Origin of the sequence: Paenibacillus spiritus, from assembly GCF_008710135.1 — a bacterium.
GTDB classification, from domain to species: domain Bacteria; phylum Bacillota; class Bacilli; order Paenibacillales; family Paenibacillaceae; genus Paenibacillus_AQ; species Paenibacillus_AQ glufosinatiresistens.
Window position 1 is genome coordinate 62,706 of the sequence record NZ_VYKK01000015.1, and the last position, 21,962, is coordinate 84,667.

The window sequence follows — 21,962 nt, forward strand, 5'->3', positions numbered from 1 at the left end:
AGCAACCGCAAGCCGCCCGGCAGGCTTCTAACGCCTGCCGGGCGGCTTGCCGGCAGCGTCAGTTGGCCGCGGTCTCCTTCTTGGGAGGAACGACGGGCACATAAATATCCATCTCCAGCTGCTCGTTCCGGTCGCGCCAGCAGCGTTCGTCGTAATACTCGAAATCCGCAGCCTGAGCGAGTTCATAGCCGGAGTGGGGCAGCCACTCGCTGTAAATGCTGTTCCAGGTCTCCTGAATGGAAGCGGTGAACTGCTCTGCCGGAACCCGGGGAGTCGTGAAGACGGCGTAGGTCTGCTCGGGGAAGCTCCGAACCGCAGCGCCCTCCGGAGGCTTCGCGTCCGGCTTGCACTCGACGCCGATGACGTAGGCGAAATCGCCGGTGTCCAGGTTGTGATCGGTGCAGATGCCGTATTCCGCCGTGGATACCGCCTGGTCCATCAAGGTCTTTCCGAGTTCCTCCTGCATGTAGCGCTGCCAGAAGGCAGGGATCTCCCGGTTGTTCTGTCCGTTATCGCTCCGGGTAGTCAGACTGTACCCCAGGATGTGAAAAGCAGGTTTCACTTCGATCCGATAATTCATGCGAATTCCTCCTAAATAAGAATGGATCCGCTTCCGCTGCAATTCGGCTTTGCCGTAGGCCGGAGCGTGAATTCCCCGCTTCCGGTAGTCTCCGGGGGTCATGCCGAACAGCTTGCGAAAGGCGCGGATAAAGGTCTCCGGCGAGCCGAAACCGCAATCGAGCGCAATTTCAATCAGCTTGTCGTCCGTATGCGCGATCCGGAATGCCGCCATCACCAGCCGCCGCTTGCGGACATAGTCCATGACAGGGACGCCAGCCATCGCCTGAAAGACGCGGTGGAAATGAAAATCGGAGAAGCCTGCCAGCCGGGCCAGTTCCTGCAGCGTCAGCTCTTCGCAAAGATGCTCCTCGATATAATCCACCGCCTGCTGAATGATCGCTTCGTAAGTCGAAATCGTTCTCGCCTCCTTCGTAAGTTATTGTACCGATACGGGAACCGGTGTTCTTGACGATTCTTGCGGTTCTCCGCCCGCATTCGTTACAATGAATGAATCTTAGTTCATGAAAGCGGGGAAATCGGATGGGAATTCAAGTAGCGCAATCCATTCTGGACCTGATCGGCAACACGCCTGCCGTGCGGCTGAACCGGCTGACGGGCCCGGAAGACGCCGAGGTGCTGGTGAAGCTGGAACGCTTCAATCCCAGCGGAAGCGTCAAGGACCGGGCTGCCTACAACTTGGTTCGGGAAGCGGAGCGCCGGGGACTGCTGCGGCCGGGCGGGACAATTATCGAACCGACCAGCGGCAACACCGGCATCGGACTTGCGATGAACGCGGCGGCCAAAGGCTACCGGGCCATTCTCGTGATGCCGGACAATATGACAACCGAACGCATCAATCTGCTGAAAGCCTATGGAGCGGAGGTCGTGCTGACCCCGGCGGCGGAACGGATGCCGGGGGCCATCCGGCAGGCGCGGGAGCTGGCGCAAGCGATCCCCGGCAGCTTCATCCCGCAGCAGTTCGAGAACGAGGCGAATCCCGCTATCCACCGGACGACGACCGCGCCGGAAATTCTGGCGCAGACCGAGGGGCGGCTGGATGTGTTCGTTGCCGCTTCGGGAACGGGCGGAACCATTACCGGAACGGGCGAAGCGCTGCGCGAGCAGCTGCCGGACTTGCGGATTGTCGTCGTGGAACCTGAAGGTTCTCCGGTGCTCTCCGGCGGGAAGCCCGGTCCGCACAAGCTGGTGGGAACCAGCCCGGGATTCGTGCCGGCCATCCTGAATACGGGCATCTACGACGAGATCGTCCGTGTCGCCGACCGCGAGGCCATAGAGACGATGCGGGCGCTGGCCGCCCGGGAAGGGCTGCTGCTCGGGCCTTCCGGAGCAGCGGCGGTATGGGCGGCGCTGCGCGAAGCCCGCCGTGGAGGACCGGGACGAACCGTGCTCTGCATCGCTCCCGATTCGGGGGAGCGTTACTTGAGCATGGATCTGTTTTGAAGCAGCGGGAACGAAGCGGGGCGGGGCGTCAGGAGAGAGGAAGCGCAGGCTGCGCCTCATCGGTCTTCTCCCCGCGGCCGGCGCGCGAGAGCAGCGCCAGCGATACGGCGACGAGTCCCAGGCAGAGCCAGTAGACGTTCCGGTATCCGGCAATCTGGGCCACCAGGCCGCCGGTCAGGTTGCCGAGCAGTGAGCCGAGCGTCGAAGAATTGGAATACAGAATCGTGGCCAGGCCCGGCGTCGCCGGCAGCAGATCCTGAAAGTAGCTCAGGCCGATCGCAACGACCATCGAGACGAAGGAAGCTTGAAGCAGCTGCCCGGCAATCACCTGCCACAGCCCGTCCGCATTCAGCAGCAGAATATGATAAATGCCGGCCAGCACACAGCCCGTCATCATCAGCTTGCGGTTGCCGAAACGGGAGGCGAGGCTTCCGAGTCCGATCATCAGCGGAATCTCAAGCCCGGCGCTCAGCGCAATGATGATCCCTGCCTGCGATTCGGTGCCTCCGAGCTGGTTGACGACGAAGAGCGGAATGTTCAGGTTATAGGTGGTATTGCACATGCTGAGCAGAATCATGGCCAGAAAAGGCAGCAGAATCCGCCGCTCGCGCAGGGATACGGTCCGTTCGCCGGCTGCGGGTCCGATCCGCTTCAGGTTCAGGACGGGCGAGGCTTCCTGCTTGGAATGCAGGAAGAAGAAGACGCAGCAGCCGACCGCCGCAAAGAAGGCGGAGGTGCCGAGAAAGACCCCCCGGTACCCCAGCTGAAGCAGCAGGAAGCTGCCGATTAAGGGCCCGATGAGAAAGCCGAGGGAGAACAGCGAGCGCAGAAGGGAATTGGCGAAGGTGCTGTCCGTCCGTCCGCTGGCGCTGACGGCTTCCCGGGCCGAGGCGAAGATCTGCGGAACGGCAGGCGCTCCGAAGCCGACCAGCAGCGAGACGGTAATCAGCATCAGCATATATTCATGAAACACGAGATACGACGCATATCCCAGGGCGGAGCAGGCGGTGGCGGCGACAATGACAAGCTTCCGGTTCAGGCCGCTGTCGGCATATTTGGCGAGAATCGTATTGACGAGTACCCCCGTGAGGGATACGCAGGCCATGAAGAGGCCGAACAAGCCAGTGGACATGCCGATTACCCGGGTACAGTACAGGCTCAGATAAGGGCTGGTTACGGAGACGGCAATGCCGATCAGCATCATGCCGGCGACGAACAGGGTATAGTTAGGGATACGGAATAAACCGCGTATGCGGGCGAACAAGTAACATTCCTCCAAATGAAATTGCACCAAGGCAGCAGAGGCCTGGATGTACAACGTCTTCGATTTGCGGACTTCCGCCCCTGCGGAAGCCGACTCCCATTCTATCATATTCAGCCTTCCCGGGCAGCGGATTTGAGGGTTGATAAAGCCGGAACGGAGGTATAGAGTGAAGAAGATTCGGCGTAAATCCGCTAGTGAAGAACAGGAGGATCATTCATGCTGCTGCAAGATCATGACATTATTGTATTCCAGGGGGACAGCATTACCGATGCAGGACGCGACCGCACCGATTCGGAATCCCTGGGCCACGGATACCCGCTGCTTCTGGCCTCCGCACTGGGCCGGCTGTATCCGGAGAAGAAGCTGACCTTCTATAACCGCGGAATCGGCGGAGACCGGGCAACCGATCTTCAAAGCCGCTGGGAAGAGGATGCGCTGGCGCTAAAGCCGACAGTGCTCTCGCTCTATATCGGGATTAATGATACGTGGCGCCGTTATGATGAAGGGGAAGAAACGACAGCGGAAGCGTTCGAACGGAGCTACCGCGATCTGCTGGACCGTACGCTGGCCGCCGGCGATGTCCGGCTGATTCTGCTGGAGCCGTTTGTCCTCCAGGTCCCGGGACTCGACCGGGAATGGCGCAGCGACCTTGACCCCAAGATTGCCGTCGTCCGCAAGCTCGCCCGGGAGTACGGCGCCCGGCTCGTTCCGCTTGACGGCCTCTTCAATGCGGCCGCGTTGGCCGATCCGGCCTATTGGGCGGCCGACGGCGTTCATCCGACTCCGGCAGGCCATGCCCTGATTGCCGAAGCCTGGATGAAGGCTGCGGGCATCCGCTAGGCCGCCCTGCCAGGCAAGCAAAGATGCTCCGGTCCGCCGACGCGGCACCGGGGCGTTTTTTTTGCGTGCGGCGAGCACACTGGTATAATAGAGAGGAGTTCAAGTCCGGCCATAATACAGCGGTAACCCCTGCAGAGAAGGCTGCACATGATAGCAGTATCGAAACCGAGAGAGGGATGGAGCAGCATGATATGTAATAATGAACGGGACCTGGAAGGCTTGAAGGCGGCGGGCCGCGTGGTGGGCATGACCATTGCCGAAATGCGGAGCAAGCTGGAGCCGGGAATGACCACGGCGGAGCTGGATGCTATCGGCGCTGAATTTCTGACGCGGCACGGGGCCGTATCGGCTCCGATCAAGACGTATGATTTTCCGGGAAGCACCTGTATCAGCGTCAATGAAGAGGTAGCCCACGGCATTCCCGGCAGACGGGTGATTCGTGCGGGCGATCTGGTGAACATCGATGTCTCGGCCGAACTGAACGGATATTACGGCGACGCAGGCGTCTCCTTCCAGCTCCCGCCTGTAACCGACCGGCTGACTCGGCTCTGCCAGAGCGCCGAAGAGACGATGATGGCGGTCATTATGAGCCTGCGGGCAGGCATGAAGGTGAACGAGATCGGGAGAAGGATGGAGCTGGAAGCAAGCAAGCGCGGCTATCAGGTCATCCGCAATCTTTGCAGCCATGGAATCGGCAAATCGCTGCATGATAAACCCCACGAGATTCTTCCGTTCTATGAACCGCGGATCACGACCGTACTGAAGGAAGGGCAGGTCATTACGGTGGAGCCTTTTCTCTCGACGGGCGCGCAGTACGTGGACCAGCAGAGCGACGGCTGGACACTGACCGTGCCGGACAACAGCCGGGTTGCCCAGTTCGAGCATACGATTATCGTAACTTCGGGAGAACCGATCATTCTGACATCGGCCTAAGGGGCGAGGGAGAGAAGAGCATGGGATCAAGCGCAGAAGCCGAGGAGCTGAAGGAAGCGTTCCGAAGCCGCCGTTCGGCTGCCGGAATCGAAGAGCTGCTGATGCGGGAGAGCGGGCTGCCGGGGCCGCGGATCAATCTCCGGGTGGCGGGTGAATTCGCCCGCCTGACGGCGTTGTCCGCATGGCGGGAGCTGGACGAGGCCGTCGCGAAGTGGCCTCGCATCGGCCCGGATGAAGCGGGCACGAACGAGCCTCGCGTCATCCTGCCGTTCTGCGCCATGCTGGCGGCGGGAACGGGGCTCGCGGCGGCCTCCCCGGAAGGACGGCGAAGCCGCCGCGAGCTTCTCCGCCGGGGAATGAACGATGAGCGGTGGCGGATCCGCGAGGCGGCTGCGATGGGGCTCCAGCTGGCCGGTGAAGCGGACTTCGCTCTGCTCCGCGAGACTGTGGAGCTCTGGCTGGAGGAGGCGAACGAGCTGGAACAGCGGGGCTTGATCGCCGCACTGGCGCATCCTCCGCTGCTTCGGGTCAAGGAACAGGCGCATTTTGCGCTTCGGACGGCCGAGTCGGTGCTGACCCGGCTGGCGGGGCGTGAAGCGCAGCGGCGCTCTGAACCGGAACGCGTGCTGATCCAGGCGCTGGATTATGCGGTAAGCGTTCTGGCGGCGGCGGAACCCGAGGAAGGCTTCGCCTTGCTGGAGCGCATGACAGAGGCGGAAGACGCGCGCATCCGGCGGATTGCGGCGGCCAATCTCGGCAAGGCGCGGCTGGCCAAGCCTCACGCGGGCCGGGTTAAGCGCCTGCTGGAAGGGTTGGACCGAGTTGACCGGGCAGCGAACGGAGACGGCAGCGATTAGGTCTGCTTAGGTTGGTCTATAGGAACTGTTCATTCAGCGAACGAAGTCATTCTGCGGAAGCAGGGGGGATTTCGGCCAGCGGGAAGGACAGTTTTTTTGCGGCTATTTACAAACAAAAAGTAATAAACTATAATAAATATAGTTGAATGACGATGATGAATGATTAACGAATGCAGGAATGAACACATTCATACAAGTACACATGAATAGGGAGGATTTCCGATGTCTGCTGCTGTATTGCCTTCGGCATTGAAACTGGGAACGGTCCAACTGCGGGTCGCCAACCTGGACCGTTCGCTGAATTATTATCAGGACATGATCGGTCTTCGGCTTTTGAAGCGGGAAGCCGGCTTCGCCGAACTGGGAACGGCCGACGGTTCCGCGCTGCTGCGTCTGCGGGAAATGAACCGGTCGCCGCGTATGCCCCGCCGGCCCGCAGCCGGACTGTATCATTATGCGCTGCTGCTTCCCGATAGAGAGAGCCTGGGACTGGTTCTCCGCCATCTGGCCCGGAACGGAATAGATGTCGGGCAGGGCGACCATCTGGTCAGCGAGGCTCTCTATATCCAGGACCCGGACGGCAACGGAATTGAGCTGTACCGGGACCGTCCCCGGTCGGAATGGACCTACGACCTGGAGGGCCGCGTCGTTATGACGACCGACCCTGTAGATGTGGAGGGACTGATGGAGGCTTCTTCCGGGCTAGTGTGGAACGGGCTGCCGGACGGGACTGTCATGGGACACATTCATTTTCATGTGGGTCATCTGGAACAGGCCCGGCAGTTCTATTGCGAAGTTCTGGGGTTCGATCTGACGGCCCGCTACGGCCGCTCGGCTCTGTTCGTCGCGGCCGGGGGCTATCATCACCATATCGGACTCAATGTCTGGGCAGGCGAGGGAGCAACGCCTGCGAACGAGGATGAGGCCGGAATCGACTTCTTCACTCTGCTCTTGCCAACGAAGAAGGACCGGGATGAGCTGATCAGCCGTGTTCGAAAAGCGGGCTGGCCGGTGGAGGAGGGCCAGGATATGCTGCGGGATCCTTGGAATATCGGCATTCGGCTGATTGCAGCAGGCTGACCGCTGCAGGCTAATCGCCGCAGGTTAATCGCCGCCTGACTGACTGAATGATCCCGCCTCTTTTACAAATTCGGTCTCTGCTCAACAATTGCCGAGATTGCCTCCCTCACATCGCCCCGGAACAAGCCTCCGTGATAACAGATCACGGCTTCCGGCTCCAGAGCTTGATACTGCCGCAGGGAAACGATTGCCGCCGCCATATCCGGATTAGCATCCGGATCCGGGCCGCAGAGCGCGCCGCCGCGGACGGTCAGGCTGTCGCCGGCGATGAGGGTTCGGCTGCCCGAGTGGAAGAAGGCCAGATGGCCCGGACTGTGCCCCGGAGTCCAGACCGTCTGGAGTCCGCCTGCGAACGGCAGCGTTTCCCCGCCCCTCAGCACCTGATCTACCCGTCCGCGCGGCGGATGAGCCAGTGTATGGAGGAAGGCCCGGCGCCACTTCTCCGGTACGGAAGACGGGAGAGCCGATTCTGCGGCGGCCAGTGCTTCGGGCGTATGCTTCAGCAGCATTCGTTCCCCCTGAATATGGGGGATCTCAAGTTCATGGGCGTAGACCCGGATGCCGGAACCGCCCTCAAGAAAGTCGGGGAGGCTTCCGATATGATCGAGATCCTGATGAGTCAGCAGGATGGTATCCAACCGGTGGGGATCGGCTCCGGCCGCCGCAATCGCTTCCCGAAGGCTTCCGTATACGCCCGGGTAGCCGGTGTCGATCAATACCGTGTGATCGGAATCCTGGAGAAGAACCGGATAAATGGTCTGCGCTCCCCCCATTACGGATACCGAAATTTCAAGCAGGAAGAGTCCCGGTGCAAGTTGCATACTTATACAGCCTCCTTCAACTGATGTCAGCCGCTCTGAAGCACGGCCGAATGCTTACCAGCATAGAAGAAAGCCAATGGATATTCAATAAAAAAATATAATATTATAACACAAAAATATTATTTGTCTATATATCATTCGTGAATGATGTGTGAATTTTTGGCCGAGTATCGGCCTATTTTTGCGATGAAAAGGACGGGTCGTTATAATGAGGTAAAACGGCATCTGGAGTTGAAAACTTGGAAACCTTAATTGCAGTACTGGTGCTGTTGTCCTTAATCGCACTGTCCAATATCCTGAACCGCTTCATTCCGTTCGTGCCGGTTCCCGTTATCCAGATCGTGCTGGGCGCTGCTGCGGCGGTATGGCCGGGAGGCATTCACCTGACGCTGGAGCCTGAACTGTTCTTCGTATTGTTCATCGCGCCGCTGCTGTTCAATGACGGTCGGCGGACCCCGCGCGACGAGCTCTGGAAGCTGCGCGCTCCGATTCTGATGCTGGCTCTGGGTCTCGTATTCATCACGGTCCTCGCCGGAGGTTATGCCATCCACTGGATGATCCCGTCCATTCCGCTGGCTGCGGCGTTCGCCTTGGCCGCCATCCTCTCGCCGACCGACGCTGTGGCGACCTCGGCCCTGGCCGGCAGGGTACATCTGCCGGGCAGCATCCACCGGATTCTGGAGGGGGAATCCCTCATGAACGATGCGTCCGGTCTGGTCGCTTTCAAATTTGCGATTGCCGCAGCCGTCACCGGCGTGTTCTCCCTGCCCCGGGCCATCGGGAGCTTCTTCCTTATTGCCGCCGGCGGCCTGATCGCCGGAGCGGTGCTGGCCTGGCTCTTGATCCGGCTGAGCGTGTTCATCCGCCGGTTGGGGATGGAGGATGTTACCATTCACATGCTGCTGCAAATGTTGGCGCCCTTCCTGATCTATCTCATCAGCGAAGAGATCGGCGTATCGGGCATTCTGGCCGTGGTAGCCGGCGGGATGATCTACGCCGTAGAGAAGGACCGAGCGGTAGCGCCGCAATACAAGCTGCAGCTCGTATCGGCCAGCACCTGGTCCGTGCTGCTGTTCATTCTGAACGGTCTGGTCTTCCTGCTGCTCGGCCTGTCGCTTCCCGATGTCTTCTCGGTGATCTTCCGGGATACGGCGATCGACAACCTCCGGGTGATCGGCTATGTATTTGCCATCACGGCGCTGCTAATTGCCATTCGCCTGCTCTGGCTGATAATCTCCGCAGCCTCCGGGCTGTTCTTCTCCCCCGGAGAGAAACCGGGATGGAAGCCGCTGCTGCTGACGGCGGTATCGGGTGTGCGCGGCGCCGTTACGCTGGCGGGCGCATTCTCGATTCCGCTGACGCTGGGCGACCATTCGCCGTTCCCCGAGCGGGATCTCATCCTGTTCCTGGCCGCCGGCGTCATTCTCGTGTCCTTGCTGACCGCAAGCATACTGCTGCCGCTGCTCGCGGACGAACAAGAGGAGAAGAGCAGCGAGCGGTCCGCCATCGGACGGATTACGGAGACCGGTCTGAGCCGGCTGCGGGATTTGGCTGCGGCCAGCGGGACGGACGCGCTGCCTGCCGTCCGCCAGTTCGCCGAGGGCGCACGTGAGCTGGCCCTGGAGCATGAGCACGCTTCTCCGGACGGCCGGGAGCATGAGCTGCGGCGGCAGATTGCCGAAGCCCGACTGACCGGTCTGCGCGCAGAGCGCAGGGCGCTGGAGCATCTCGTCGCATCGGGCGAGGTGCCGGAGCAGGCCGGCCGCCGGCTGCTGGAGATGCTGGACCGGTGGGAGACCTTCTTCACCGGCCGGCTGAACTCGCAGCTTCGGCTGTCGGCCGGTGAAGTGGGACGTCTCCTCGCGACGATGTTCTCGGGCTGGCGTTCCGGGTCCGCAGAAGGCCGGAAGCCGGATTGGAATTCCGATGAGGCAGAGAATCTTTGCAGGGCCAGAGCGGTCATGATCCGAGCGGCGGTCGCTGCGCTGGAAGAGAGAAGGAACGGCGGGAATGACGCCGTATACGGCCGGGCGGCAGCGCGTTACCGGCAGATGCTGGCCCGTCTGGAGAGGAATGAGGAGACCGATCCTTCGGGACTTGCCGAGGACCGGGCGCTGGAGCTGAAGCTTGAAGCCATTCAAGAGCAGCGCAACGAGGTCCAGACGATGTACCAGGACGGTGTCATCAGCCGGAGAACGGCCGGCAAGCTCCGCAAGTTCGTCGATGAACTTGAAACGTATATTTGGGAGAATTAAGCTGCTAATGCGATCTCTTTTTCAAGGAAATATGTCGAATACGGTCGACCGGGCAGGGGCCGTTCATGTATAATGAAAACGCCTTGCGAAAGAAGCCAAACACACGAAGAGAGAAGTTGATAGACATCAAACCCATTGCCTGGATTACCGACAGCACAAGTACGCTGCCTGAAGAATTCATTCAAGATCCGAACAACCATGTCTATGTTGTACCCCTGCGCCTGATCGTGGACGACACCTGCTACAAGGAGAACATTGATATTACAGCGGATGAGTTCTATGAACAGATGCGTATTCACGATAAAGCGAGCAGTTCGCAACCGCCCATCGGCGAATTCATTGAACTGTATGAATCCCTCAAGGACCGCTACGAAGAGGCGTTTGCTGTTCACTGCTCGTCGTCGCTGAGCGGGACTTACCACTCTTCGCTTCAGGCAGCCGAGATTGCCGGAATGAAGGTGACGGGAATTGATTCGAAAGTCGGCGCCTACCCGCTCCGCGAGATGATTATGCGCGGCATCCACTGGCAGAACAGCGGCTGCTCGGTGAAGGAGATCAAGGAGAGAATCGAACAGATCATTCGCAATATGTCCTTCTACATGCTGCCGTCCAGTCTGACCCAGCTGCACCGCAGCGGCCGTGTGTCCGGCCCCCAACTGATGCTCAGCCAGCTCCTGCGCATTCATCTGCTGCTGAAGTTCGATGACGGCAAGGTGTTCGTGGAGGAGAAAATCCGCACCTTCCGCAAAGCCAAACAGCGGCTGCTTGATATTCTCAAGAAGGACGTCGAGCTGATTAAGGAAGTATGCATTATGCACGCGAACAATATGGAAGAGGCGCTTAAGCTGAAGGAAGAAATCCTGAAGATGGCGCCTGCCCTGCGGACCGAGATTATGTCGTTCATTCCCGTAGCCGGCATTCATGCCGGCGAAGGAACGCTTGCGCTCTCCTGGATACGCGGAAGCCACACTTCGATGGCGTAGTCTCTCTCTAAGAGGAATGGAATCAATGGAATCGGTGTATTTCAAAAAAGCCCCCATCCGCTTCATCATGCGGATGGGGGCTTGTTCGTTATGCGCCGCGATGTATGGCGCTTGTCCTATCGCAGCGGCGTGCGCCGCCGGCGGAGCTGTCCGAGCACCTCGCTCAGTACAAGCCCGGTCGCGATCGCGCCCGAGAGAAGCAGCGTCTGGGTAGCGATCTGAACGGCTTCGCTGTAGTCGTTCTCGACGAACTTGCGCATGGCGTCGTAGGCCATGCCTCCGGGAACGAGCGGTATGATCCCGCCGATGCTGAAGACAATGACCGGCATCCGGAACCAGCGGGCGCAGAATTGGCTGATGACCCCGACGACGGCCGCGGCCGTAAAGGCGGCGACCATCGGCTTCCATTCCGGATTGAGCAGAAGATAGATGTACCAGCCGACCATCCCGACGAAGCCGCTCTGGATCAGCGCCCGCTTCGGGGCCTGGAACAGGATACAGAACGTCGCGGAAGCGACGAAGCTGGTAATAAGCTGAAGCAGCATGCTGGAAGCAACCTCTTTTCCGTATCGTTATAAGAAAGACAGAACTAGTCCGATGCCTGTCCCGATGGCAAAGGCGGTCAGAAAAGCCTCGGCGCCCTTGGACAGGCCCGAGATTAAATGACCGGCCATCAGATCCCGGACCGCGTTCGTAATCAGCAGTCCCGGTACGAGCGGCATCACCGACCCGATAATGATCTTGTCGATCTCGCTGCCCGCCCCCCAATAGACCAGCGCATAGGCCAGCAGTCCGATCAGCAGAGCGGCCGAGAATTCGGCAAAAAACTTGACCTGGACCAGCCGGTGCAGCCAGGTTGCGGCAGCAAAGCCGGCGCCGGAGACAAGCAGCGCCGCCGCGGCGTCGTCCAGTCCTCCGTTGAACATCACGGTGAAGCAGCCGCCGGTTGCGGCGCCTGCGAGGACCTGCAGCCACAGCGGATAGATATGGCCGTCGTCATCGACGGCATTTAGCGCCTGCAGCGCCTCCTCCGAGGAAATCTGCCGCTGGCTGAGCTTGCGCGAGATGTCGTTGACCCGGGTTACTTTCTCCAGATCGGTGGTTCGTTCCTCAATGCGGTACAGTCTGACCGGCTCCGTCCGGTTAATGGTGAACATAATGACCGTCGGCGTGACATAGCTGTGTGCGCCCGGGAAGCCGAGCGCTGCGGCCATGCGTGTCATGGTATCCTCCACCCGGTAGGTCTCCGCTCCGTTCTGGAGCATGATTTTACCTGCCAAAAGGCATAAATCCACGATCTCTGCATTCAATTGCTGTCGTTCCCTTCCCATCGTTGTGATATATCCGATTGTCGCCTTCCGGCGCCAAAAAGGCAAGTCCCGGGGATGAATATGTCAATTTGAAAAAATTTTAATAAAAGTATTTCAAAATCAAACCAAATGTTCGATATACCATATGAATGGACGTCTATACTTAATATGTTAAATTACCATCAGGAAGGGAACTGCCAATGACTGACTATAGTCCGGGCGAATCGCTGCTGGATCTATTTCTGTTCGAGACGGAGCAATCGCTGCAGCAGTTGGAAGAATCCATTCTGGCTTGCGAGCGCAACGGCGGATTTGCTCCTGACGACATTCATTTGATTTTTCGCATCATGCACACCATCAAGGGGTCTGCCGCAGTCATGGGTTTCAATCAAATTTCGCTTCTGGCCCATGCTATGGAAGACCAGTTCTATTATATGCGGGAGCAGGGAGCTTCGGCTTGCTGCGATTGCAGCAGACTGTCGGACCTGATTCTGCAGAGCGGGGACTTCATCCGGCTTGAGCTTATCAAAATCCGCGGCGGCGATCAGGCCGACGGCGAGGCGGCGGAACTGATTGACGCCATTCACGCTTTCCTTCAGGACATGAAGGAAGGGGACAAACGCCGGATCGAAGAGCCGGTTGCCTCCTCCGCAAGCGCTGCGGCGGAGATTGCGGCAGGCGACCCGGAGCAGGAGGAGCAGACGGAAGCGTGCGGTCTCCCGTCGCCGGGACATTACCGCATCGAAGTCCGTTATGCCCCCGATTGCGAAATGGCCAACATCCGGGCCTTTATTCTGGTGCGTGAACTGACGGAGTATCTCTCCTGCCAATGCCGGTATTCACCGGCGGATATTGCCGAGAATCCGGACAGCAGCGAAGTCATTCTTCGGGAAGGCTTCCATCTGGAGCTGGAGACGGACGTAGGGGCGGAATGCGTGGAGTCACTGATTCTGGGCATGCCGTTTGTCGAACGGGTCGCTATCCGTGCTCACGAAGCCGCTGCCCCGGTGAAGGAAACGGCGGCTGAACTGCCGGCGATGCCGGCTGCGGGTCCGGTGCCGGAATTCCCGGCGGAACCGGCGCCTTCCGGGAATGCGGCGGGTCGGCCGACGATAGGTATGCCGGTATCCGCCCCCGGCGAGGCTGCGCCGTTACCGGCTGCCAAAGGTTCAACGAATCCGTCCGCGTCCCCTGCTTCTTCCCAGGCGACCGTGATGATTCAGGTTAACGTCTCGCGGCTGGACAAGCTGATGGATCTGGTCGGCGAGCTGGTTATTGCGGAGGCGATGGTCGCCGGCCAAGCCGGCCGGCTCGGCCTGGAAGAGGAATTCGAGCATTTTGTCAAAGCAACCCGTCAGCTACGTAAAATCACGTCCGAGGTTCAGGAGACCGTCATGTCGATGCGGATGGTGCCCCTGTCGGCCACTTTCCGCAAAATGAACCGGGTTGTCCGCGACATGAATCGCAAGCTGGGCAAGGAAGCCGAGCTGGTCATCGTGGGCGAGGAGACGGAAGTCGACAAGAACGTCATTGAACATATCTCCGATCCGCTGATGCACGTGGTCCGCAACGCCCTGGATCACGGGATTGAGACGCCCGAAGCCAGAAAGGCCGCCGGAAAGAGCGGTGGAGGAAAGATTACGCTGGAAGCCCGCCATGCCGGGGGCGATGTGGTAATTGCCATTCGCGATGACGGCAAAGGGCTGAACCGCGAGGCGATTCTTCGGAAGGCGTCCGCCAATGGCCTGATTGCCGGCGACCCCGCCCAAATGTGCGACAAGGATGTCTTTGCCTTTATTTTTCACCCCGGATTCTCGACGAAGGAGACGGTATCGGAATTCAGCGGCCGCGGCGTCGGGATGGATGTTGTGGTCAAGGAACTGGAGAAGATCGGGGGAACCGCTTCGGTGGACAGTATGCCCGGCGAAGGCTCCGTTATCAGCTTCCGGATTCCGCTCACGCTGGCCATTATGGACGGCATGAACGTTCGGGTCGGCGCTTCCCGCTATACGCTCCCGATCACCGCAATTGCCGAATCCTTCCGGCCGGGTCCCGGCGACGTGCTGGCCGAGCCGGGAGGCGCCGAAATGATAGTGGTGCGGGGGCAGTGCCTGCCGGTTGTGCGGATGCACCGCCTGTATGCCTCCGAACCGGACACGGAACGGATGGAGGAGGGCGTCCTGATCCGTATCGAGCAGGACGACCGCAGCTTCTGTCTGTTCGCGGACGAACTGCTCGGCCAGCAGCAGGTCGTGATCAAGGCGCTTCCGGGCTATATTCGCCGGAGCGCCCGGCGCAGCCACTTTCTGGGCTGCACCCTGCTGGGCGACGGAGGTGTCAGCCTGATCCCGGATATCGGGCGGCTGGCCGCCATGCTGCAGCCGGGCGGGAGCTGTGCCCCGACCGCAGATTTTGCCAAGAGGAGATGAGATCGTTGTCAACATGGGAGACCGTCGAGCATGAAGAAGAAGACACCCAAAGGGATAAGTACTTGATTTTCTCGCTGGACCACCAGCACTACGGGATTGATATCCAGAATGTAACCGAGATTATCGGCATCCAGCCGATTGCGGCGGTTCCCGAGCTGCCGACATATATCAAGGGCATCATCAATCTCCGGGGAACGGTCATTCCCGTTATGGATATTCGGCTGAGATTCGGAATGGAGCCGAAGGCGTACCATGACCGGACCTGCATTATTGTTGTGGAGTGCGAAGATACCATCATGGGATTGATTGTGGATCGCGTCTCCGAAGTCATCTCGATTCCGGGCGAGAATGTCATCTCGGCCCAGGACGGAGGGTTCGAGGGCGGCGGTTACGTTACGGGCGTCGGCAAGAGCGCCGGCGGAGGAATGAAAATGCTGGTAAGCTGTTCCAAGCTGCTGGATGGAGAATATATGCCTCAGAATAGACGAACGGGGGAAAACGGAGTATGAGCAAGATCTGGAACAACATGAGAATCGGCGTAAAGCTGGTATGCAGTTTTGTCGTAGTAGCCCTGCTTGCAGCGGTTGTCGGCGGCGTCGGGATTGTCAATCTCAAGAAGGTGGACCGCAATTATACGGAGCTTTATCAGGATTACGGGATTTCACTCGGCTACATCGGCAAGGTAGGAATGGATTTCCATGCGATCCGGACGATCACCCGCGATATTATTATTGATCACCCGAACCGGGATTTGACCAAGCTGAAGAGCCGGATTCAGGAACTCGACAGCCGGATTGCGGAGAATCTGGCGCTGTTCGAGGGAAGCATCCATTCGGACTCAACGCGGGCGACGCTGGAGGAATTGAAGAAGTCTTTAAGCGACTACAACGGAGTCCGCGACAAAGCGATCTCCTATGAGGAAGCCGGCCAGCCGGAGCAGGCGCTGAAGGAACTCTACGGAAACGGGTCGGTGCCCGTGACCGACGCCACCGAGGCGATTGACGCCCTGTTCGCCACCAAGCAGGACACAGGGATGAAGAAGTCCGACCAATATTCCAATGAGAGCAACACCGCTATTACGACCATGTTCATCGTGCTGGTAGCGGCTGTCGTGCTGGCGGTCCTGCTCGGCGTGCTGATCTCCCGGATGATCGGCAGACCGATCCGCCAAATGCTGCATGCGGCGGACCGGATTGCGGACGGCGACCTGGATGTGGAAATTTCTTTTAACAGCACCGATGAAATCGGCATGCTGGCCGCTGCCTTCCGCCGGATGTCAACAAATCTGGATGAAGTCATGTCCAATATCCGTTCGGCTTCGGAGCAGGTGGGAGCCGGCTCGCAGCAGATGGCCGAGTCCAGCCTGGCCCTGTCGCAAGGAGCGGCCGAGCAGGCCAGCGCCATCGAGCAGCTAACGGCATCTATTGAGGAGATTTCCGCCCAGACGACGCAGAATGCGCGCAATGCGGAGCAGGTGAACGGTCTGACGCGCGGTGCTATGGACAATGCCGAGCAGGGCAACGCCCAGATGCGCGATATGCTCGCGGCTATGGAAGAGATCAATGAATCGTCGGGCAGCATTTCCAAAATCATCAAGGCGATCGATGAAATCGCCTTCCAGACGAACATTCTGGCCCTGAACGCCGCTGTGGAAGCTGCCCGGGCCGGCCAGCACGGCAAAGGCTTCGCCGTCGTAGCCGAAGAGGTCCGCAACCTGGCCGCCCGCTCGGCCAACGCAGCGAAGGAGACGACGGCCCTCATTGAGAACTCGGTCAAGAAATCCGAACAGGGCACACGCATCGCGGCGGATACCGCCGCCGCGCTCGAACGGATTGTCACCGATATTGCCGGTGTTGCGGCGATCATGGGTGAAGTAACTCTGGCTTCTGCCGAACAGGCGGCCGGCATTACGCAGATCAATCAGGGCGTGAACCAATTGTCCGAAGTGGTTCAGCTCAACTCGGCCACTTCCGAGGAGAGCGCCGCTGCCAGCGAAGAGCTGGCCGGCCAGGCGGAGCTGCTGCGCGAACAGATGGAGCGCTTCCGGCTCAAGGGCGAGAAGGACCGGTATGCCGTCCGACCGCAATCCGGCGGAGGCGACCTCCGGTTCGCCGAACGCGGCCGCCGGGGCGGAACGCGTCCGGCTGGACGGGCAAAGCAGGCATCCGGAGCCGAGTCTCTGACCATTGCGCTCGGTGAAGGCGACTCCGGCAAGTACGGGCTGTAAGCCATGACGCCTATGAGCGACCGGGAGTTCCGCATGCTGTCGGATTTCATCCGCAAGCGAAGCGGAATTGAACTGAAGCCGGAGAAGCGGGCCATGCTGGCCGGCCGGCTTCAGCAGCGATTGTCGGCGCGCGGTCTGGATCGTTATGTGGATTACTACCATATCGTGAGCTCCGGGGACGAGGCGGAGATCAGCCGGATGCTGGATTGCGTAACGACCAATTACACGTATTTCATGCGGGAGAAGGAGCATTTCAGCTTCTTCCGGGAGACGGTTCTGCCCGAGGCGATTGCCCGGGCCCGGGACCGCGATCTCCGCGTCTGGAGCGCCGCCTGCGCCACCGGCGAAGAGCCGTATACGCTGGCGATGCTGATCGACGAGCATTTTGCCGGAATGAAGAAGGGATGGGATACCCGGCTTCTGGCGACGGACATTTCCCGGCAGGCGCTTGCGGCGGCACAGACGGGGATGTATGGGGAGGAACGGATCGAAGAACTGCCCGAACGCTGGAAAAAGCGTTATTTTCAGCCCGCCGGAGCCGGTCAGTACCGGCTGAATGACCGGCTGCGCGCCGAAGTGGTCTTCCGCCAGTTGAACCTGACGGCAGGCGAGTTTCCGTTCAAGCGCCGTTTTCATGCGATCTTTTGCCGCAATGTAATGATCTATTTCGACGCCCGGGTTCGGCGGGCGCTGATCGGCCGGCTGGCCGACTGGCTGGAGCCCGGCGGCTATCTGTTCGTCGGCCATTCGGAGTCGCTGGTTGAGGGACACCCGGGCCTGCGTTATGTGAAGCCGTCGGTCTACCGCAAGCTGGGCTCATAGATTTATGGCTGCTGCAAATAGAAAGGATCTGGATCATGAACCGAAATGCCAAAATACGGGTGCTGCTGGTAGATGATTCCCCGCTGTTCCGGGAATTTCTGCGCCGCGGACTGGAGAGCGATGCGGCCATCGAGGTGGCCGCTCTGGCGGCGGACCCTTTTGAGGCGCGGGATGCCATCCTGCGCGTCAGACCCGATGTGATGGTCTGCGATGTACAGATGCCCCGCATGGACGGAATTGAGTTCATCCGCAGACTGCTGCCGCAGTACAGCATGCCCGTCATCGTGGTCAGCAGTCTGCCGGAAGCCGTGCTGGATGCGCTGAATGCCGGAGCGATTGATTTTGTGGTCAAGCCCGACCCCGGCTCGCCGGGCAGCCGGACCCGATTTCTGGAGCAGCTGATTGCCAAGGTGAAGAACGCCCCGGCAGCCCGAGTGCTTCTGCCGCAGAGCCCGGAGAAACGGACGGCTGCGGTCCGCCCGGCCTCTGCACCGCTTGCCGCGCCGGGTACGGGCATATCCGCTGAAGCCGGAGAAAGGCTGATTGCCATCGGCGCTTCAACCGGAGGGACCGAAGCTATCGCCGCTCTGCTGAAAGGCCTTCCTCCTTCACTTCCGGGGATCGTGGTTGTGCAGCATTTCCCGCCGAATTTCTCGGCCATGTATGCCGAACGGCTGGACCGGCTGCTTCCCTGGAAGGTGAAGGAGGCGGCGGGCGGCGAAGCCATCGTTCCCGGCACCGTGCTGATCGCTCCGGCCGAGCGGCATCTGGCCGTCCGCAAGCTGGGCGGCGGCTTCCGCACGGAGCTGATTGAAGGCGAGCGGACCAGCGGGCATTGTCCGTCCGTAGACCGGCTGTTCGATTCGGTTGCCCGGGCGGCCGGGGAGCGCGCCGTCGGCATCCTGCTAACCGGAATGGGCTACGACGGGGCCAAGGGCCTGCTCGCCATGCGGCGCAGGGGCGCGCGCACCATCGGCCAGGACGAGGCTTCATCGGTTGTGTACGGCATGCCCAAGGCCGCCTACGAACTTGGAGCCGTCGAGAAACAAGGCTCTCCGGCCACCATTCCCGGGCTGCTGCTGTCGCTGCTTGGCAGACCTTGAAGCTTGAACAACCAATGAACCCGCGCCGGGATGGCGCGGGTTCATTGGTATTCTTTGGGATGGAAGCGGGATATTCATCGACTTCTTGGAATAACAGCCTTATAAAAGACCGATCCGAAACGAGCTTTCCGAACTTGATTTGCGAACAAATGTTTGCCATAATAAGATTATGAATGCAAACACTTGTTCTGGAGGCGAGGCAGATGCCGGTCAAATATATCGGGCGGACAGTAGAAGTCATCTACATGGACGGAAGCGGCAAATTGACCCAGCGGCGCATTGAGGTGCGGGGTATTCGGGGCGGACTTGTGCATGCCGTCTGCCTCGTGAGCGGCAGCCCGCGGACCTTCCGGGAGGACCGGATTCTGGCCTGCCGGCCGGTGAGCGGAGCGCGGGCGTCTTAGGGCCGGTTGGCCCGGGAAACCGGAATAAGCACCAGACCAAGGGTATCCCTTGGCTGGTGCTTTTGCATAGTGCAGGAATGCGGGGACATGAACTCTTAGGGTGTGGGGCTTCAGCCCAGCACGACTACGACTTGGTGTTCGCCGCCGTCCATCACCGGTTTGATGACATTGCCCTCTACAGGCGCTCCGTCAAGCGTCAGACTGGCTACGCCTTTGCTGACATGATTCGGGTTCTGAATGTCGATGACATAGGTGTCGCCGCGGAAGACGCGGGTAATGCGGAAGCCGTCCCATTCGGATGGAATGCATGGATCGACCTTCAAGCCGGTGTAATCCGGCTGGATGCCGAGAATGGATTGGGTGATCGCCACATAGTTCCAGGCGGCCGTCCCGGTCAGCCAGGAGTTCTTGGCTTCGCCGTGGCGCACCGCGTCGCGGCCTGCGATCATCTGCGAGTATACATAAGGCTCGGTGCGGTGAATGTCGCTGATCTCCTCCAGGTAGGCCGGAGCAATCTTCGCATACACCTCGAAGGCGCGGTCGCCGTTGCCCAGCACGGTTTCGGCGATCATGATCCACGGGTTGTTGTGGCAGAAGATACCGGCGTTCTCCTTGTAGCCCGGCGGATAGGTCGAGATCTCGCCCAGGTTCAAATAATACTTCGAGTAGGCTGGCTGCTGAAGCACAATGCCATACTTCGTATCCAGCCGTTCCTGGGTGGAAGCCAGCGCCTTGGCGGCGCTTCCGTCTTCTACGCCGATGCCGGCCATGACGCACATGCCCTGCGGTTCGATGAAGATCTGGCCTTCTTCGTTCTCCTTGCTGCCGATCTTCTCGCCGTAATGGTCATAGGCGCGCAAGAACCAGTCTCCGTCGAAGCCGTGGGTCAGGGTCGTCTCGGTCATGGCCGCAACCGCCTTCTCTGCGGCGTCGGCCAGCTCATTCTCGCCGCGGGTACGGCAGAGGGAGACATAGTCCGGGCCTGCGAAGACGAACAGACCGGCGATAAAGACGGATTCGGCCACCCGGCCTTCGATATTGGCAGTCGTCTGGAACGATTCGCCCGGCTCCTTGGAGAAGCAGTTCAGGTTCAGGCAGTCGTTCCAGTCGGCGCGTCCGATCAGCGGCAGGCCATGCGGACCGAGGTTGTTCGTGACATGCTCGAAGGATACCTTCAGATGCTGGAACAGCGTTGCGGCGTTGTCCGGGTTGCTGTCGAAGGTGACCCTTTCATCGAGAATGCTGAAGTCGCCGGTCTCCTTGATGTAGGCGGCAGTACCCACGATCAACCAGAGCGGATCGTCGTTGAAGCCGGTGCCGACTTCGTTGTTGCCTTTCTTGGTGAGCGGCTGATACTGGTGATAGGCGCTGCCGTCCTCGAACTGGGTGGCGGCGATATCGAGAATGCGCTCTCTGGCGCGTTCCGGAATCTGATGCACGAAGCCGAGCAGGTCCTGGTTGGAGTCGCGGAAGCCCATGCCCCGGCCGATGCCGGATTCAAAATACGAAGCCGAACGCGACATATTGAACGTCACCATGCACTGATACGGGTTCCAGATGTTGACCATCCGGTTCAGCTTCTCGTCGCCGCTGTCGATCTGGTACTTGGACAGCAGGCTGTCCCAATGGGCTGCGAGTTCTTTCAAGGCGGCGTCTACGGCTTCGTCGGTGGAGAAGCGGGAGAGCACTTCCAGCGCCGGCGCTTTGTTGATGACGCTCGGAGCGGCCCATTTGTCTTCTTCCGGAAGCTCGGCATAGCCCAGCACAAAGATGTAGCTGCGCTCTTCGCCCGGAGCCAGGTCGATGTCCAGCTGATGGCTGCCGATCGGCGACCAGCCGCTGGCAACCGAATTGGTGGCCTGACCGGCGGCTACGGCCTGCGGCGCATCCGTGCCGTTATAGAGACCGATGAACGATTCGCGGTCCGTGTCGAAGCCGGCGACCGGCGCGTTAACGGAATAGTACGCGTAGTGGTTGCGGCGTTCGCGGTACTCGGTTTTGTGATAAATCACAGAGCCTTCGACTTCGACCTCGCCGGTGCTGAAATTGCGCTGGAAGTTGGTCATATCGTCCTGAGCGTTCCAGAGGCAGAACTCGGCAAAAGAGAACAGCTTCACCGACTTCGCTTCGGTTCCCGTATTCTTGACCGTCAGCTTGTGGACTTCAATGTTCTCGCCCATCGGTACGAACGCCAGCATATTGACCGAAATTCCGTTGCGTTCGCCAGTAATCGAGGTGTAGCCAAGGCCGTGGCGGCATTCATAGAAGTCAAGATCGCGCTTGACCGGCATCCAGCCCGGCGTCCAGAAGTCGCCTCCGTCGTACAGGTAATAATAGCGGCCGTTGGAATCCAGCGGCACATTGTTGTAACGGTAGCGGGTCAGGCGGCGAAGCCGGGCGTCGCGGTAGAACGTGTAGCCGCCGGCGGTATTGGAGATCAGGCCGAAGAACTGTTCGTTACCCAGATAGTTGATCCACGGATAAGGCGTCTGCGGAGTGGTAATGACATATTCCTTGCGTTGGTCGTCAAAAGAACCGAATTTCATGGATAATTGCTCCTTTCGGATTGTGAACGCGCGTTTATAGGGGGCAAAAAATGATTCTCCCGTCTG

Annotated in this window: 19 protein-coding genes; 13 read left to right on the forward strand and 6 right to left on the reverse strand. The window is 59.8% G+C overall.

All coding sequences use genetic code 11. From position 1 onward, the window contains the following. Window positions 1–58: 58 nt before the first annotated feature. Window positions 59–976: an AraC family transcriptional regulator gene (locus F4V43_RS11095; protein ID WP_150458309.1), complete on the reverse strand. Its 918-nt coding sequence runs from the start codon at window positions 974–976 to the stop codon at window positions 59–61. A gap of 125 nt (window positions 977–1,101) precedes the next feature. Here F4V43_RS11095 and cysK point away from each other — a divergent pair, with 125 nt between their 5' ends. Then, window positions 1,102–2,022: a cysteine synthase A gene (cysK, locus tag F4V43_RS11100; protein WP_150458310.1), complete on the forward strand. Its 921-nt coding sequence runs from the start codon at window positions 1,102–1,104 to the stop codon at window positions 2,020–2,022. A 28-nt stretch (window positions 2,023–2,050) separates the two neighbouring features. Here the strand turns inward: cysK and F4V43_RS11105 are convergent, their stop codons facing one another. Continuing rightward, window positions 2,051–3,394 (reverse strand): sugar efflux transporter, encoded by a 1,344-nt coding sequence (locus tag F4V43_RS11105; protein WP_150458311.1) that lies wholly within the window; start codon window positions 3,392–3,394, stop codon window positions 2,051–2,053. A 108-nt stretch (window positions 3,395–3,502) separates the two neighbouring features. Here F4V43_RS11105 and F4V43_RS11110 point away from each other — a divergent pair, with 108 nt between their 5' ends. The 4 genes from F4V43_RS11110 to F4V43_RS11125 all read left to right on the forward strand — a co-directional run bounded on the left by F4V43_RS11110 (window position 3,503) and on the right by F4V43_RS11125 (window position 6,996). Further along, window positions 3,503–4,126: an SGNH/GDSL hydrolase family protein gene (locus tag F4V43_RS11110; RefSeq protein WP_150458312.1), complete on the forward strand. Its 624-nt coding sequence runs from the start codon at window positions 3,503–3,505 to the stop codon at window positions 4,124–4,126. A gap of 186 nt (window positions 4,127–4,312) precedes the next feature. Beyond that, window positions 4,313–5,059: a type I methionyl aminopeptidase gene (gene map / locus F4V43_RS11115; RefSeq protein ID WP_150458313.1), complete on the forward strand. Its 747-nt coding sequence runs from the start codon at window positions 4,313–4,315 to the stop codon at window positions 5,057–5,059. A gap of 20 nt (window positions 5,060–5,079) precedes the next feature. Next, window positions 5,080–5,916: a hypothetical protein gene (locus F4V43_RS11120; RefSeq protein WP_150458314.1), complete on the forward strand. Its 837-nt coding sequence runs from the start codon at window positions 5,080–5,082 to the stop codon at window positions 5,914–5,916. A gap of 222 nt (window positions 5,917–6,138) precedes the next feature. Beyond that, the gene (locus tag F4V43_RS11125) at window positions 6,139–6,996 is read left to right on the forward strand and encodes a VOC family protein (RefSeq protein ID WP_150458315.1); all 858 of its coding nucleotides are present in this window, start codon (window positions 6,139–6,141) and stop codon (window positions 6,994–6,996) included. Between the two features lie 62 nt (window positions 6,997–7,058). Here F4V43_RS11125 and F4V43_RS11130 read toward each other — a convergent pair whose 3' ends face one another. Beyond that, window positions 7,059–7,817, reverse strand: a complete 759-nt coding sequence (locus F4V43_RS11130; RefSeq protein WP_150458316.1) for an MBL fold metallo-hydrolase — start codon at window positions 7,815–7,817, stop codon at window positions 7,059–7,061. Between the two features lie 239 nt (window positions 7,818–8,056). On the opposite strand from F4V43_RS11130, the gene F4V43_RS11135 reads away from it, so the two are divergent. Next, window positions 8,057–10,072 carry a Na+/H+ antiporter gene (locus F4V43_RS11135; RefSeq protein WP_150458317.1) on the forward strand — a complete coding sequence of 672 codons (2,016 nt, stop codon included), beginning with the start codon at window positions 8,057–8,059 and terminating at the stop codon, window positions 10,070–10,072. A 116-nt stretch (window positions 10,073–10,188) separates the two neighbouring features. Then, on the forward strand, window positions 10,189–11,055 hold the full coding sequence (locus F4V43_RS11140; protein ID WP_310549914.1) for a DegV family protein: 867 nt from the start codon (window positions 10,189–10,191) through the stop codon (window positions 11,053–11,055). A gap of 116 nt (window positions 11,056–11,171) precedes the next feature. On the opposite strand, the gene F4V43_RS11145 is transcribed toward F4V43_RS11140, so the two are convergent. Together F4V43_RS11145 and F4V43_RS11150 are read right to left on the reverse strand one after the other, a co-directional pair. After that, window positions 11,172–11,600, reverse strand: coding sequence for a threonine/serine exporter family protein (locus F4V43_RS11145; protein WP_150458318.1), 429 nt, complete (start codon window positions 11,598–11,600; stop codon window positions 11,172–11,174). Between the two features lie 27 nt (window positions 11,601–11,627). Next, on the reverse strand, window positions 11,628–12,386 hold the full coding sequence (locus F4V43_RS11150) for a threonine/serine exporter family protein (RefSeq protein WP_150458319.1): 759 nt from the start codon (window positions 12,384–12,386) through the stop codon (window positions 11,628–11,630). A gap of 179 nt (window positions 12,387–12,565) precedes the next feature. On the opposite strand from F4V43_RS11150, the gene F4V43_RS11155 reads away from it, so the two are divergent. The 6 genes from F4V43_RS11155 to F4V43_RS11180 all read left to right on the forward strand — a co-directional run bounded on the left by F4V43_RS11155 (window position 12,566) and on the right by F4V43_RS11180 (window position 19,350). Beyond that, on the forward strand, window positions 12,566–14,794 hold the full coding sequence (locus F4V43_RS11155; RefSeq protein WP_150458320.1) for a chemotaxis protein CheA: 2,229 nt from the start codon (window positions 12,566–12,568) through the stop codon (window positions 14,792–14,794). A 5-nt stretch (window positions 14,795–14,799) separates the two neighbouring features. Further along, the gene (locus F4V43_RS11160; protein WP_223879861.1) at window positions 14,800–15,303 is read left to right on the forward strand and encodes a chemotaxis protein CheW; all 504 of its coding nucleotides are present in this window, start codon (window positions 14,800–14,802) and stop codon (window positions 15,301–15,303) included. Next, window positions 15,300–17,021 (forward strand): methyl-accepting chemotaxis protein, encoded by a 1,722-nt coding sequence (locus F4V43_RS11165; protein WP_150458322.1) that lies wholly within the window; start codon window positions 15,300–15,302, stop codon window positions 17,019–17,021. The genes F4V43_RS11160 and F4V43_RS11165 overlap by 4 nt, the downstream gene beginning before the upstream one ends. A gap of 3 nt (window positions 17,022–17,024) precedes the next feature. Then, the gene (locus tag F4V43_RS11170; protein ID WP_150458323.1) at window positions 17,025–17,843 is read left to right on the forward strand and encodes a CheR family methyltransferase; all 819 of its coding nucleotides are present in this window, start codon (window positions 17,025–17,027) and stop codon (window positions 17,841–17,843) included. A gap of 35 nt (window positions 17,844–17,878) precedes the next feature. After that, complete coding sequence (gene cheB, locus F4V43_RS11175; RefSeq protein ID WP_150458324.1) at window positions 17,879–18,946, forward strand: chemotaxis-specific protein-glutamate methyltransferase CheB; 1,068 nt, start codon at window positions 17,879–17,881, stop codon at window positions 18,944–18,946. Window positions 18,947–19,149: 203 nt separating this feature from the next. Next, the gene (locus F4V43_RS11180) at window positions 19,150–19,350 is read left to right on the forward strand and encodes a hypothetical protein (protein WP_150458325.1); all 201 of its coding nucleotides are present in this window, start codon (window positions 19,150–19,152) and stop codon (window positions 19,348–19,350) included. A 110-nt stretch (window positions 19,351–19,460) separates the two neighbouring features. On the opposite strand, the gene F4V43_RS11185 is transcribed toward F4V43_RS11180, so the two are convergent. After that, window positions 19,461–21,896, reverse strand: coding sequence for a GH36-type glycosyl hydrolase domain-containing protein (locus F4V43_RS11185; RefSeq protein WP_150458326.1), 2,436 nt, complete (start codon window positions 21,894–21,896; stop codon window positions 19,461–19,463). Window positions 21,897–21,962: the final 66 nt, after the last annotated feature.